Source organism: Pseudomonas pergaminensis (genome assembly GCF_024112395.2).
Lineage (GTDB): Bacteria > Pseudomonadota > Gammaproteobacteria > Pseudomonadales > Pseudomonadaceae > Aquipseudomonas > Aquipseudomonas pergaminensis.
Genome location: NZ_CP078013.2, coordinates 1568199 through 1581061, shown reverse-complemented (window position 1 = coordinate 1581061; position 12863 = coordinate 1568199). Strand labels below are relative to the sequence as shown.

The 12863-nt window shown below is 61.7% G+C and carries 13 protein-coding genes; 5 read left to right on the top strand and 8 right to left on the bottom strand.

Annotated features, from left to right (window positions below; all coding sequences use genetic code 11):
* Positions 1-29: 29 nt before the first annotated feature.
* From KUA23_RS07095 to KUA23_RS07085, 3 genes are read right to left on the bottom strand one after another with little or no spacing between them, the layout of a single operon-like run.
* The gene (locus tag KUA23_RS07095; RefSeq protein WP_078047298.1) at positions 30-647 is read right to left on the bottom strand and encodes a TPM domain-containing protein; all 618 of its coding nucleotides are present in this window, start codon (positions 645-647) and stop codon (positions 30-32) included.
* Between the two features lie 28 nt (positions 648-675).
* Positions 676-1404, bottom strand: coding sequence for a TPM domain-containing protein (locus KUA23_RS07090; RefSeq protein ID WP_306428770.1), 729 nt, complete (start codon positions 1402-1404; stop codon positions 676-678).
* A gap of 18 nt (positions 1405-1422) precedes the next feature.
* Positions 1423-2034, bottom strand: coding sequence for a LemA family protein (locus KUA23_RS07085; protein WP_025855347.1), 612 nt, complete (start codon positions 2032-2034; stop codon positions 1423-1425).
* Between the two features lie 242 nt (positions 2035-2276).
* Here KUA23_RS07085 and bglX point away from each other — a divergent pair, with 242 nt between their 5' ends.
* A complete protein-coding gene (bglX, locus tag KUA23_RS07080; protein WP_100491338.1) occupies positions 2277-4568 on the top strand; it encodes a beta-glucosidase BglX in 2292 nt (763 codons plus the stop codon).
* A 978-nt stretch (positions 4569-5546) separates the two neighbouring features.
* Here bglX and KUA23_RS07075 read toward each other — a convergent pair.
* The 4 genes from KUA23_RS07075 to KUA23_RS07060 form a co-directional block, all read right to left on the bottom strand.
* Positions 5547-6704 carry a phospholipase D-like domain-containing protein gene (locus KUA23_RS07075; protein WP_252993634.1) on the bottom strand — a complete coding sequence of 386 codons (1158 nt, stop codon included), beginning with the start codon at positions 6702-6704 and terminating at the stop codon, positions 5547-5549.
* Between the two features lies 1 nt (position 6705).
* A complete protein-coding gene (locus KUA23_RS07070) occupies positions 6706-7287 on the bottom strand; it encodes a YceI family protein (protein WP_078047294.1) in 582 nt (193 codons plus the stop codon).
* 79 nt (positions 7288-7366) lie between these two features.
* Positions 7367-7681, bottom strand: coding sequence for an amidase (locus tag KUA23_RS07065; protein WP_078047293.1), 315 nt, complete (start codon positions 7679-7681; stop codon positions 7367-7369).
* The gene (locus tag KUA23_RS07060; protein ID WP_252993633.1) at positions 7678-8751 is read right to left on the bottom strand and encodes a serine hydrolase domain-containing protein; all 1074 of its coding nucleotides are present in this window, start codon (positions 8749-8751) and stop codon (positions 7678-7680) included. Before KUA23_RS07060 ends, KUA23_RS07065 begins: the two co-directional genes overlap by 4 nt.
* A gap of 186 nt (positions 8752-8937) precedes the next feature.
* On the opposite strand from KUA23_RS07060, the gene olsB reads away from it, so the two are divergent.
* Entirely contained in the window at positions 8938-9693 is a 756-nt protein-coding gene (gene olsB / locus KUA23_RS07055) for an L-ornithine N(alpha)-acyltransferase (protein WP_252993632.1), read from the top strand.
* Positions 9693-10484, top strand: coding sequence for a lysophospholipid acyltransferase family protein (locus KUA23_RS07050; RefSeq protein ID WP_252993631.1), 792 nt, complete (start codon positions 9693-9695; stop codon positions 10482-10484). The genes olsB and KUA23_RS07050 overlap by 1 nt, the downstream gene beginning before the upstream one ends.
* A gap of 112 nt (positions 10485-10596) precedes the next feature.
* Here KUA23_RS07050 and KUA23_RS07045 read toward each other — a convergent pair whose 3' ends face one another.
* The gene (locus tag KUA23_RS07045; RefSeq protein ID WP_099493783.1) at positions 10597-11181 is read right to left on the bottom strand and encodes an acyl carrier protein phosphodiesterase; all 585 of its coding nucleotides are present in this window, start codon (positions 11179-11181) and stop codon (positions 10597-10599) included.
* Between the two features lie 154 nt (positions 11182-11335).
* Here KUA23_RS07045 and KUA23_RS07040 point away from each other — a divergent pair, with 154 nt between their 5' ends.
* Complete coding sequence (locus KUA23_RS07040; protein WP_099493782.1) at positions 11336-11662, top strand: ArsR/SmtB family transcription factor; 327 nt, start codon at positions 11336-11338, stop codon at positions 11660-11662.
* 13 nt (positions 11663-11675) lie between these two features.
* Positions 11676-12842 (top strand): MFS transporter, encoded by a 1167-nt coding sequence (locus tag KUA23_RS07035; RefSeq protein ID WP_078047288.1) that lies wholly within the window; start codon positions 11676-11678, stop codon positions 12840-12842.
* Positions 12843-12863: the final 21 nt, after the last annotated feature.

Here is a 12863-nt window from a genome sequence, read left to right as displayed (position 1 = left end):
GTTCACAAAGGGGCTGGGTGTTGCCTGGATTATTCGAGTACGACCAAGCGATTCGGTAGTTCATTACGGGTTTGGGTCACCGGCACATGCACCTTGAGCAACTCGCCACAGGCTTCAATGCAGCTGATAAACCCCGCCAGTGTCTCGCCCTGCTTCACCTGCTGGGTAAACGCCGTGACGATCGAATCCCAACTGCTGTCATCCAGATGCTTGGAGATGCCGTCATCCACCAGGATCTCCACGTACCGCTCGGCCTCGCTGACAAAAATCAGCACGCCGGTGCTGCCCAGCGTGTGGTGCAGGTTCTGCTCCAGGAATTGACGGCGCGCCAGGTTCGACGCGCGCCAATGCCGTACCGAGCGCGGGATCAGGCGGGTGGTGACCTTGGGCAAACGGAACACCAGGCACAACACGATGAACGTCGCCCATTGCGCCAGCAGCAAGGTGTACATGGTCAGGTAGCCCGACAGGTAATGCACCACACCCGGCACCACCAGCGCGATCAGGCTGGCCCACAGCAGCGGGATGTAGGCGTAGTCATCGGCGCGGGCGGCCAGTACGGTCACCAGTTCCGCGTCGGTGGTTTTTTCCACCCGGGCGATCGCCTCCGCGACTTGGCGCTGCTCGTGTTCAGTCAGTAATGCCATGGTTGTAATTGCTCTCTAATTATTGTCATCACCAGCCGCCTGAAGCTCCACCGCCGCCGAAGCCGCCCCCGCCGCCCCGGAAACCACCGCCACCTCCCCCGCCGCCACCGCCGCGTCCGCTGCTGCTGAGAATCGCCAGCAGGATCGCGCCCACCGGCAGCCCCAGACGATTGCACAGCCACAACACGCCGATCAGCAGGATAAACAAGCCGATGGAAAACCCCGGATTATCCTTGGCAAAGTTGGCGTCCGCCACATGCGCCGGCACGGCCAGTGGTTCGCCGCCCACCACTTGCACCATCGCCGCCACACCGTCGCTAATGCCCTGGCTGAAATTGCCGGCCTTGAACTTGGGTGCAATCACCTGGTTGATGATCACCCACGACTGCGCGTCGGTGAGCACCCCTTCCAGGCCATAGCCGACTTCGATGCGCAATTTGCGCTCATCGCGCGCGACGATCAACAGCGCACCGTTGTCCTTGCCCTTCTGGCCGATGCCCCACTGGCGGCCCAACTGATAACCGAAGTCCTCAATGGGCACGCCCTGCAGGTCAGGCACGGTGACCACCACGATCTGGTCACCGGAGGTCTGCTCCAGCGCCTGCAACTGCTGTGTCAGCTGCTGGCGCGTGGTGGGGTCGATCATCTCGGCGGTATCCACCACCCGCCCGGTCAGCGCCGGGAAGGTCAGCGCCGCCTGGGCCATGCCCACGCAGGCCAACAGCCACAGCGCCAGGCCTATCCGTAATAAACGCATCGACACCTCAGTGCAGCTTTATTTGAACTTCACTTGCGGCGCTTTATCGGCGTCGGCACTGGTGGCCTCAAACGTGGCGCGGATCGGCAGGTCGCTGTACATCACGCTGTGCCACAGGCGGCCCGGGAAGGTGCGGATTTCGGTGTTGTAGGCCTGCACCGCCTGGATAAAGTCGCGGCGCGCCACGGCGATACGGTTTTCGGTGCCTTCAAGCTGGGATTGCAGGGCCAGGAAGTTCTGGTTGGCTTTCAGGTCCGGGTAGCGCTCGGACACCACCATCAAACGGCTGAGTGCGCCGCTCAAGCCATCCTGGGCTTGCTGGAACTGCTTGAGTTTTTCCGGGTTGTCGAGGGTGCTGGCATCCACTTGGATCGAGGTGGCCTTGGCCCGCGCTTCGATGACGGCGGTCAGGGTGTCCTGTTCATGGGCGGCATAGCCCTTCACCACTTCCACCAGGTTGGGGATCAGGTCGGCCCGGCGCTGGTACTGGTTCTGCACCTGGCCCCAGGCGGCCTTGGCCTGTTCGTCCAGGGTCGGGATGTTGTTGATGCCACAACCGCTCAGCACCGTGCCGATCAATAGCAAAACCGCGGCTTTCAAGCCCCAGCGGTAACCTTGTGCTGCTTGCATGGTGTTTCTCCTGCCCAATCTTGATGGAATGTGACGACTCACCCTATACACCACGCGCTTGGGGCATAATCCGCCACCACTGGCATGCATTGAGCCAATCAGCTACAAAGATGCCCAGCGCGAAAAAGAGTTCAGAGTGTGCTGCATTTATCTGAACAACACCCGAACAACAATAGACGCTCCCCACATTTTGGCCGCCAGCGTTCCCTGGATGCTGTGCAGTGAGCCGAAAAAGGATATTCATGAAAAAGCTGTGTTTGCTCGGCCTTGTTGCCACTCTGGCCAGTCACCCCGTATGGGCAGAAACAAAGCCTGCTGCGCTTAAAGACAAGGACGCCTTCGTCAGCGACCTGCTCAAGCAGATGACCCTGGATGAAAAGATCGGCCAATTGCGCCTGATCAGCATCGGCCCCGAGATGCCCCGCGAGCTGATCCGCAAGGAAATCGCCGCCGGCCGCATCGGCGGCACGTTCAACTCCATCACCCGCCCGGAAAACCGTCCGATGCAGGACGCGGCCATGCGCAGCCGCTTGAAGATCCCGATGTTCTTCGCCTACGACGTGATCCACGGCCACCGCACCATTTTCCCGATCAGCCTGGCCCTGGCGTCCAGCTGGGACATGGAAGCCATCGGCCGCTCCGGGCGCATCGCCGCCCAGGAAGCCGCCGCCGACAGCCTCGACATCACCTTCGCGCCGATGGTCGACATCTCCCGCGACCCACGCTGGGGCCGCACCTCCGAAGGGTTCGGTGAGGACACCTACCTGGTCTCGCGTATCGCCGAAGTAATGGTCAAGGCCTTCCAGGGCGTAAGCCCCGCGAATGCCGACAGCATCATGGCCAGCGTCAAGCACTTCGCCCTGTATGGCGCGGTGGAAGGCGGCCGTGACTACAACGTGGTCGACATGAGCCCGGTCAAGATGTACCAGGACTACCTGCCGCCATACCACGCGGCGATCAAGGCCGGCTCCGGCGGCGTGATGGTGGCGCTGAACTCGATCAACGGCGTGCCCGCCACCGCCAACACCTGGCTGATGAACGACCTGCTGCGCAAGGACTGGGGCTTCAAGGGCCTGGCCGTGAGCGACCATGGCGCGATCTTCGAGCTGATCAAGCACGGCGTGGCCAAGGACGGGCGTGAAGCCGCCAAGCTGGCGATCAAGGCCGGCATCGACATGAGCATGAACGACTCGCTCTACGGCAAGGAGCTGCCGGGGCTGCTCAAGTCCGGTGAAATCGAGCAGAGCGACATCGACAACGCCGTGCGCGAAGTGCTGGGCGCCAAGTACGACATGGGCCTGTTCAAGGACCCGTACCTGCGCATCGGCAAGGCCGAGGATGACCCGGCCGACACCTACGCCGAAAGCCGCCTGCACCGCGCCGATGCGCGCGACATCGCGCGCCGCAGCCTGGTATTGCTGAAAAACCAGAACAACACCCTGCCGCTGAAAAAATCCGCCACCATCGCCCTGGTCGGCCCGCTGGCCAAGGCGCCGATCGACATCATGGGCAGTTGGGCCGCCGCCGGTAAGCCGGAGCAGTCAGTCACCCTGCTCGACGGTTTGAACGCGGTGATCGGCGAGAAGGGCAAGATCATCTATGCCCGTGGCGCCAACATCACCAACGACAAGGCCGTGGTCGACTACCTGAACTTCCTCAACTTCGATGCACCGGAAGTGGTGGATGACACCCGCCCTGCCCAAGTGATGATCGACGAGGCGGTCAAGGCTGCCAAGGATGCCGATGTGGTGGTCGCCGCCGTGGGCGAGTCCCGTGGCATGTCCCACGAATCTTCCAGCCGCACCGACCTGAACATCCCGCAGAGCCAGCGTGACCTGATCAAGGCCTTGAAAGCCACCGGCAAGCCGCTGGTATTGGTGCTGATGAATGGCCGTCCCCTGTCGATTCTCGAAGAGACCCAACAGGCCGATGCGATCCTGGAAACCTGGTTCGCCGGCACCGAAGGCGGCAATGCCATCGCCGACGTGCTGTTTGGTGACTACAACCCTTCGGGCAAGCTGCCGATCACCTTCCCACGTTCGGTGGGGCAGATTCCGACCTACTACAACCACCTCACCATCGGCCGGCCGTTCACGCCGGGCAAGCCGGGCAACTACACCTCGCAGTACTTCGATGACACCACCGGCCCCCTGTTTCCGTTCGGGTATGGCTTGAGCTACACCACGTTCGGCCTGTCGGACATGGCGCTATCGTCCACCACACTGAACAAGACCGGCAAGCTCGACGCCAGTGTCACCGTGACCAACACCGGCAAGGTGGACGGCGAAACCGTGGTGCAGTTGTATATCCAGGACGTGGCCGGTTCGATGATCCGCCCGATCAAGGAGCTGAAGAATTTCCAGAAGGTCATGCTCAAGGCCGGTGAAGAGCGCACCCTGCACTTCACCATCACCGAGGAAGACCTGAAGTTCTACAACACCCAACTCAAGTTCGCCGCGGAACCGGGTGAGTTCAATGTGCAGATCGGACTGGACTCCCAGGACGTGCAGCAACAAACCTTCGAACTGCTCTGATCTAAAGCTGTAAACACAGTCCATGTGGGAGCTGGCTGGCCTGCGATAGCGGTGGAAAATTCACCACTGCTCTCGCAGCATAGGTATCAACACAACGTTGTTCCCCCCCCCAACACCAACCACGATGCGAAGCGAGCCGCTCTTGCTCTTGCTCTTGCTCTTGCTCTTGCTCTTGATCCTGCTTTTGATCTCAGGCGCCCCGTCAAACACGCTGGCCGGAATTCGACAGGGATTTGGGGGGTAAACCGGCAGGGATGCCGGTTTAGCCGCCCCGCGCCATGGATGGCGCGTGGCGGCGGCCCCCCAAATACCTGTCGGATTACGGGCACACCGAGCCTAGGCGAGGTGCCGAGTGTTGGGGCAAGAGCGTTTTGCTTACTTTTGCGCTTTTCAAAAGTGAGCCGCCGTAAGGGCGGAACCAACAGCAGCCTTTACCTAAATAACGGATATGTACCCGATCAGATCCAACATCCAGGTCGGCTGTCAGGCCGCCTTCGCGAGCAAGCCCGCTCCCACATTTTGATCGCGGGGCAACAGTTGTAGAGTGGTTGGCTGTCAGGCCGCTTTCGCAGGCAAGCCAGCTCCCACATTTGGATCGCGGGGCGACAGTGAGTTTGTAGTCGGCTGTGAGGCCGCCTTCGCAGGCAAGCCAGCTCCCACATTTTTGGATCGCGGGGGCGACAGTTAGTTTGTGGTCGGCTGTCAGGCCGCCTTCGCAGGCAAGCCAGCTCCCACATTTTTGGATCGCGGGAGGACAGTTAGATTGTGGTCGGCTGTGAGGCCGCCTTCGCAGGCAAGCCAGCTCCCACATTTTTGGATCGCGGGGGGACAGTGAGTTTGTGGTCGGCTGTCAGGCCGCTTTCGCAGGCAAGCCAGCTCCCACATTTTTGGATCGCGGGAGGACAGTTAGATTGTGGTCGGCTGTGAGACCGCCTTCGCAGGCAAGCCAGCTCCCACATTGGATTAGCGGCGCTCTCGCTAACCCCGTCGGTCGAGCAAATTCACCACCAACCGATCAATCCACCCCCACACCCGCTGCTTCACCCGCCGCCACAACGGCCGCGACTTCCACGCCTCCAGGCTCACCGCCTGGCTCTGCTCGAAATCCCGCTCGAAACTGCCCTCCACCGCCCGCGTCAGCTCAGGGTCCAGCGCTTCCAGGTTGGCTTCCAGGTTGAAACGCAAATTCCAGTGGTCGAAGTTGCACGAGCCGATGCTCACCCAGTCGTCCACCAGCACCATTTTCAAGTGCAGAAAGCACGGCTGGTATTCAAAGATCTGCACACCCGCACGCAGCAAGCGCGGGTAATAACGTTGCCCGGCATACCGCACGGACGGGTGATCGGTACGCGGGCCGGTAAGCAGCAAGCGCACATCGACGCCGCGCCCGGCGGCACGGCGCAAGGCACGGCGCACGCTCCAGGTCGGCAGGAAGTACGGAGTAGCCAGCCAGATACGCTGCTGGCTGCTGTTCAAGGCGCGGATCAGCGATTGCAGGATATCCCGGTGCTGGCGGGCATCGGCATAGGCCACGCGCCCCAGGCCTGGGCCGGTGGCCGGCACCTTGGGCAAACGCGGCAAACCGAAATGAGTGGCGGGCTTCCACTCACGGCGCGCGGCATTGGCGTGCCATTGGCGATCGAACAGCGCCTGCCAATCCAGCACCAACGGGCCACTGATCTGCACCATCACTTCATGCCAGTCGGCGGTGTCTTGCCCCGGCGTCCAGAACTCATCTGTTACACCCGTGCCGCCGACCACTGCGATTTCCTGGTCGATCAGCAACAGCTTGCGATGGTCGCGATACAAGTTGCGCATCCAGCGGCGCCAACTCAGGCGATTGTAGAACCGCAACTCCACGCCGGCGTCGGTCAGGCGTTTGCGCAGCCCGAGGGTAAACGCCAGGCTGCCGTAATCATCGAACAGGCAACGCACCCGCACACCCCGCTCGGCGGCCTGTACCAGGGCCTTCACCATGGCTTCGGCGCAGGCGCCGGCCTCGACCAGGTACAACTCCAGGTCAACCTGGTGTTCCGCCCGGGCAATGCCCACCAGCATCTGCGGGAAAAAATTCGGCCCGTCGATCAACAACTCGAAACGGTTGGCGCTGCGCCACGGGAACACCGCGCCGCTCACGTCAGCGCGCCGTAAAAATCAGCACCGCACCCACCGGCACCGACAGGCTGATCGACTTGAGCCCCGCCGCCTTACGCAGCGCCGCCACACCCGGCGCCAGGTCAAAGTCCTCGGCATGCACCACCAGCGGTTCCAGGGTTACCACTTGGAAACGCCGGTCATCCAGGCGTGTCGCCAGCAGTTCGGCGCTGTAGGTCTGGGTCTTGCCGTGCAGGGTCACGGATACTGGCAGGCGCAACTCCAACTGCGCGCCAGGCGCCAGGTCGTTGATAGGTTGCAGATTGATCTGCGCGTTGATCAGCGCATTGGGGAACGTCTTGATCTCGAACAGTTGATTGCGCATACGCTCATCGCGAAGCGGTATGCCGCTGTTGACCGACTCCAGCTCCACCTCCAGTTGCGCCGCGCCCTTGCTGTCGACCTTGCCGTGTAGCACCAGGAAGCGATGGACTTCAGCGATCTCGGTGTTTTTGGTGGTGACGAACGACAGGCGCGAGGACTCGTTGTCCAGGTACCAATCGGCGTGGGCAGGCACAGCGGCGCAGGTCAACAGTGTGAAAGCCAGTGGTTTGACATTGAACATAAAGACTCATGAGGCAAAAAACCTGCACGAACCTTAACTGCGCCGTGTGCCGGGCGCAATGGAATGGGTCGGTGGCGTGTCAGGGATTGAGGCGACAACCCTGGCGGTCGCCTAGCCATCGTGCACTGTGCGTACGCCCTAACCCGCTCGCCGTCACTTCACTGCGCTCCGGGTTGTCGCTGAACGCGCTGGTCGGCACGTACTGCTTCACATACCCCCGGCAATATTCGGCCGGGTTGTTCGCCACGTACCGGCACGAGCAGTACTCCTTGGCGGTGTAGGCCGCGATGATGTCGGGGAAGGCTTGCAGGTTGACGCGCTCATGCCAGATCCACCCCAGCAGGGCGAGCAACAGCAGCAGAAACAGGCTGGTAAACGGACGACGACGGATCATGGCTGCACCGCCGCCAGCACGCGTTTGAGCAGTTCGTTATGGCGATAGCTGCCGTCGCGGTCATCGCCGTAGCGCACGATCACCAAGTGTTCGTCGGGCATCACGTAAAGCGCCTGGCCCCAGTGGCCGAGGGCGGCGAAGGTGTCGGCGGGGGCATCGGGCCAGGGACGTGATGCGCCTTGATTGAGCCACCAATGGCCACCGGGGACGGCTTCGTCCTGGCCGGTTTTGTATTTATCGAACGGCTGGCGGTTGAAGGCGATCCAGTCTTTGGGCAGCAGTTGTTGATCACCCCAGCGACCATTGCTCGCCATCAGCAGGCCGACACGCGCCAGGTCGCGGGCGGTGAGGTAGGCGTAGGAAGACGCGACGAAGGTTTCGTCGGCGTCGGTCTCCCAGGTGGCATTACGAATGCCCAAGGGTTTGAACAGCGCATCCCACGGGTAACTCATATAAGCCTTGTGACCGAGCATGCCTTTGAGGGCAGCGGACAACAGGTTGGTGTCGCCGCTGGAGTAGCGAAAGACCTGGCCCGGGGCGCTGGCCGCCGCGGTGTCTGCGGCAAAGTCGGCCATATCAGCGCGGCCGCGGGTGTAGAGCATTGCCACCACCGAGGATTTCAACGGCGCGTATTCGTAGTCTTCCTGCCAGTCGAGGCCCGAGGCCCAGTGCAGCAGGTCGGCCATGGTCACGTTCGGATGCTGCTTCATCGGTGGATAGAAACGCGCCACCGGGTCGCTGAGTTTGAAACGGTTATCGCCGTAGGCCACGCCTAATACGGTGGCCATCAGGCTTTTACTGATGGACCAGGTGAGGTGCGGCGTGCTGGCGGTGGTGGGCGCTGCATAGCGTTCGTAGATGACCTCACCCTCACGGATCACCAGCAACGCGTCGGTGCGAATGCCTTGGCGGGTGGCGTCGTCGCGCGCCGGGAACGCGTAGGCGTCCAACGCATCGACAGCAGGGCCCGTGAGCGGTGTGCCCTTGGCCCATTCCTTATCGGGCCAGGTTTCGGCGTGAGCGGCAACGGTGACAAACAGCAGGGCAACACACAACAGGCCTCTGACCATGGACGCAAACTCAAGGGGGCATTCAAGCCCGCGAGCCTAGCCGAGGGTGATGACAGATTTGCGACAGGGATGGCTGTCATCCAAGCGTCACCATAACTTCATGGAGATGACACCGAGGCTACATAGCCTGACTTTGGACAACAAAGTCGACCGGCCGAAATCGTGGCCGGCACTCGGAGACTCGCCATGACTCAGATCGCCCGCATCAGCGACACCGGCAATGAACGCCGTCTGCAAGCCGAACGCCTGGTTGGCGCGCAGGCGTTGCAGGAAGCCCAGGCCCTGCGGTTCAACGTGTTCAGCGGCGAGTTCAACGCCAAGCTGAAAGGCGCTGAGCTGGGCCTGGACATGGATGACTATGATGTTCACTGCAGCCACATCGGCGTGCGGGATTTGAACAGCGGTCGACTCGTCGCCACCACCCGTTTGCTCGACCACCAGGCGGCCAGCACCCTGGGCCGGTTCTACAGCGAAGAAGAATTCAGCCTGCATGGCCTGCTGCACTTGCAGGGCCCGATCCTGGAGATCGGCCGCACGTGCGTCGACCCGGCCTACCGCAACGGCGGCACCATCGCCGTGTTGTGGGGCGAATTGGCCGAAGTGCTCAACCAGGGCGGCTACAGCTACCTGATGGGCTGCGCAAGCATCCCGATGCACGACGGCGGCATCCAGGCCCACGCGATCATGCAGCGCCTGCGCGAACGCTACCTGTGCAACGAACACCTGCGCGCCGAACCGAAAAAACCACTGCCGGCGATGGACCTGCCGTCCAACGTGATTGCCGAAATGCCGCCGCTGCTCAAGGCCTACATGCGCCTGGGTGCGAAGATCTGCGGCGAACCGTGCTGGGATGAAGATTTCCAGGTGGCCGACGTATTCATCCTGCTCAAGCGCGATGAGTTGTGCCCGCGTTATGCCCGCCACTTCAAGGCGGCCATGTAATGAGCCGCTTGCGCGTGTACGGGCGCATTGCCCGGGTACTGTTGGTGGTGGCGCTGGGCCTGAGCATGGCCAGTGTGTTTGGTGTGTTCGAACGACTGGGCATCGCCAACTCGATGGTGCGGCGCCAGCGTTGGTCACGCTTCTTCATGGCGCGACTGACCCACGCCCTGCCCTTTCGCGTGACGGTGCACGGTGAGTTGCCGCAAACCCCGATGCTGTGGGTGAGCAATCACGTGTCGTGGACCGACATTCCGCTGCTGGGCATGGTCACACCGCTGTCGTTTCTGTCCAAGGCCGAAGTGCGCACCTGGCCGGTGGCGGGCTGGTTGGCGGCCAAGGCCGGTAGCCTGTTCATTCGCCGGGGATCGGGTGACAGCCAGCTGATCCGCAAACAGATGACGCGCCATTTGGAGCAACAGCACCCGCTGCTGATGTTCCCGGAAGGCACCACCACCGACGGACGCAGCCTGCGCACCTTCCACGGGCGCTTGCTGGCCAGTGCGATCGATGCGCAGGTGTCGCTGCAGCCGGTGGCGATCCGTTATCTGCGTGACGGCCAAGTAGACCCGCTGGCGCCTTTTATTGGCGACGATGATTTGCTCTCGCACCTGATGCGCTTGTTCGCCAACGACCAGGGCGATGTGGAAATTCACGTGCTCACGCCGATTGCCTGCGCCGGGCAAGAACGCGCGGCGCTGGCGCATCAGGCGCAGCAGGCGGTGCAGAGGGCGTTGTTTGGGCCGTTGCCGGAAGCAGAAGAAGTTGATGCACGGCCGGCATTCGCCGCTTGAATTAAGTGAACACCGATCAAAATGTGGGAGCTGGCTTGCCTGCGATAGCGGTGGGTCAGCAATGCATGTATCAACTGGCAGGCTGCAATCGCAGGCAAGCCAGCTCCCACATTCAGACCTCAGTAGTCAGTTGAGCTTGGGCAAATTTTTGCAGTTCTGGATAGAACAACCGGAAGTCTTCGCTTAGCGGCTCATAAAGTTGACGCAACTCCTGCATCGCAAACCCCAACGCCTCCGGCTGTGTAAGCCGCCGCGAAATCCCCCGCAGCACCTGCTCCATCACCGCAAATTCTCGATACGAGCCCAACCAATCATCCGCTGCCATATAGGGCGCAATCTGCGCCAGTCGCCCGGGCAATTGCGGCTCGGCCGCCAGCACCCGGTACACCTGCGACGTGAAGCGCTCCAGCGGCTGGTCGGCATAGAGCGTCCAGTCCCGTGCCAGGCAGTGGTCGAAAAACACATCCAGGACGATCCCGGCATACCGCCGGCGAGTCAGGCTAAAGCGCGACAACGCCGCATCGACCAACGGATGGCTGTCGGTAAAACGGTCAATCGAGCGATGCAACTGGATAGCCGCTTCGATTTGCGGGCTGAACTGGCCCTGCAGGCGGCCTTTGACGAAGTCGCCATACAGGCTGCCCAGCAGTTGCGCAGGAAGTTGGCCGCCCAGGTGCAGATGTGCGAGATAATTCATGGCGCGCAGTCTATCACTGCCGTTAACGTATCGTTATAACCCGATATACCGATTGAGCCTAGGCTCAGATCAAAATCATATTGGTATATCGGGATAGACCGATTTAAAGTTCGCCTCATCGCGATATAACGCTTTACGAAACCGAGCACCTGCCATGTCCATCGACCTCGACGAAATAATAAAAGCCCTGGCACACCCAGTACGACGAGACATCCTCACCTGGCTGAAAGACCCAAAGGTGCAGTTCCCCGAGCAACTGCACAACCACGAATACGGCATCTGCGCCGGGCAGATCGATCAGCGCTGCGGCCTGTCACAGTCGACCGTATCGGCCCATCTGGCCACATTGCAACGGGCGGGGTTGATCAGCAGCCAGAAGGCTGGCCAATGGCACTTTTTCAAACGCAACGAGGACACCATCCAGGCCTTCCTCGCGGCGCTCATCACTGAACTCAGCGCTGACGACAACGCACCGCTGTAACAAGGAAACGCTAATGCCCCTCTCGCTACTCATACTGGCCCTCAGCGCCTTCGCCATCGGCACCACCGAGTTCGTCATCATGGGCTTGTTGCCCGATGTGGCGACGGACCTGGGCGTATCGATTCCCGGCGCTGGCTGGCTGGTCACCGGCTACGCCCTGGGCGTGGCCATCGGTGCTCCCTTCATGGCACTGGCCACCGCCAAGCTGCCACGCAAGGCGGCCCTGGTAGCGTTGATGGGGATCTTCATTATCGGCAACCTGCTCTGTGCCCTGGCCAGTGACTACAACGTGCTGATGTTTGCCCGTGTCGTTACCGCGCTGTGTCACGGTGCGTTCTTTGGTATTGGTTCGGTGGTCGCAGCCAACCTGGTGCCGGCCAACAAGCGTGCCTCGGCCGTGGCCCTGATGTTCACCGGCTTGACCCTGGCCAACGTGCTCGGTGTACCGCTGGGTACCGCACTCGGCCAGGAAGCAGGCTGGCGCTCGACCTTCTGGGCAGTGACGGTGATTGGTGTGGTGGCGTTGATCGGCCTGATCCGCTTCCTGCCCGCCAAGCGTGATGAAGAGAAACTCGACATGCGCGCCGAACTGGCGGCCCTCAAGGGCGCCGGCATCTGGCTGTCGCTGACCATGACCGCATTGTTTGCCGCGTCCATGTTCACCCTCTTCACCTATGTCGCGCCGCTGCTCGGCGATGTCACCGGCGTGTCGCCCAAGGGCGTGACCTGGACCCTATTGCTGATCGGCCTGGGCCTCACTGTCGGCAACATTATCGGCGGCAAACTCGCGGACAAGCGCCTGGCGGCAACCCTGATCGGCGTGTTCATCAGCATGGCAGTGGTCTCCACGGCACTGACCTGGACCAGCATCGCTGTGATTCCGACTGAAATCACCCTGTTCCTGTGGGCCACCGCCTCGTTCGCCGCAGTGCCTGCGCTGCAGATCAACGTAGTGACCTTCGGCAAGGCCGCACCGAACCTGGTGTCCACCCTGAACATCGGCGCGTTCAACATCGGCAACGCCCTCGGAGCCTGGGTGGGCGGCAGTGTAATCGCCCACGGTTTCGGCCTGACCAGCGTGCCGTTGGCCGCAGCGGCCCTGGCGATTCTCGCGCTGGTGGTGACCCTGATTACTTTCCGTCAGAGCGGCGATGCCGACCTGGCCCCTGCGACCAACTGATCCACTTCAAAGACAAAGGTG

Coding starts and splice junctions, on each gene's coding strand:
- KUA23_RS07065 (WP_078047293.1), bottom strand. CDS start 7,681: ATGATCCGTCGTCGTCCGTTTACCAGCCTGTTTCTGCTGCTGTTGCTC.
- KUA23_RS07060 (WP_252993633.1), bottom strand. CDS start 8,751: ATGGTCAGAGGCCTGTTGTGTGTTGCCCTGCTGTTTGTCACCGTTGCC.
- KUA23_RS07040 (WP_099493782.1), top strand. CDS start 11,336: ATGTCCATCGACCTCGACGAAATAATAAAAGCCCTGGCACACCCAGTA.
- olsB (WP_252993632.1), top strand. CDS start 8,938: ATGACTCAGATCGCCCGCATCAGCGACACCGGCAATGAACGCCGTCTG.
- KUA23_RS07095 (WP_078047298.1), bottom strand. CDS start 647: ATGGCATTACTGACTGAACACGAGCAGCGCCAAGTCGCGGAGGCGATC.
- KUA23_RS07045 (WP_099493783.1), bottom strand. CDS start 11,181: ATGAATTATCTCGCACATCTGCACCTGGGCGGCCAACTTCCTGCGCAA.
- KUA23_RS07035 (WP_078047288.1), top strand. CDS start 11,676: ATGCCCCTCTCGCTACTCATACTGGCCCTCAGCGCCTTCGCCATCGGC.
- bglX (WP_100491338.1), top strand. CDS start 2,277: ATGAAAAAGCTGTGTTTGCTCGGCCTTGTTGCCACTCTGGCCAGTCAC.
- KUA23_RS07085 (WP_025855347.1), bottom strand. CDS start 2,034: ATGCAAGCAGCACAAGGTTACCGCTGGGGCTTGAAAGCCGCGGTTTTG.
- KUA23_RS07090 (WP_306428770.1), bottom strand. CDS start 1,404: ATGCGTTTATTACGGATAGGCCTGGCGCTGTGGCTGTTGGCCTGCGTG.
- KUA23_RS07050 (WP_252993631.1), top strand. CDS start 9,693: ATGAGCCGCTTGCGCGTGTACGGGCGCATTGCCCGGGTACTGTTGGTG.
- KUA23_RS07070 (WP_078047294.1), bottom strand. CDS start 7,287: ATGTTCAATGTCAAACCACTGGCTTTCACACTGTTGACCTGCGCCGCT.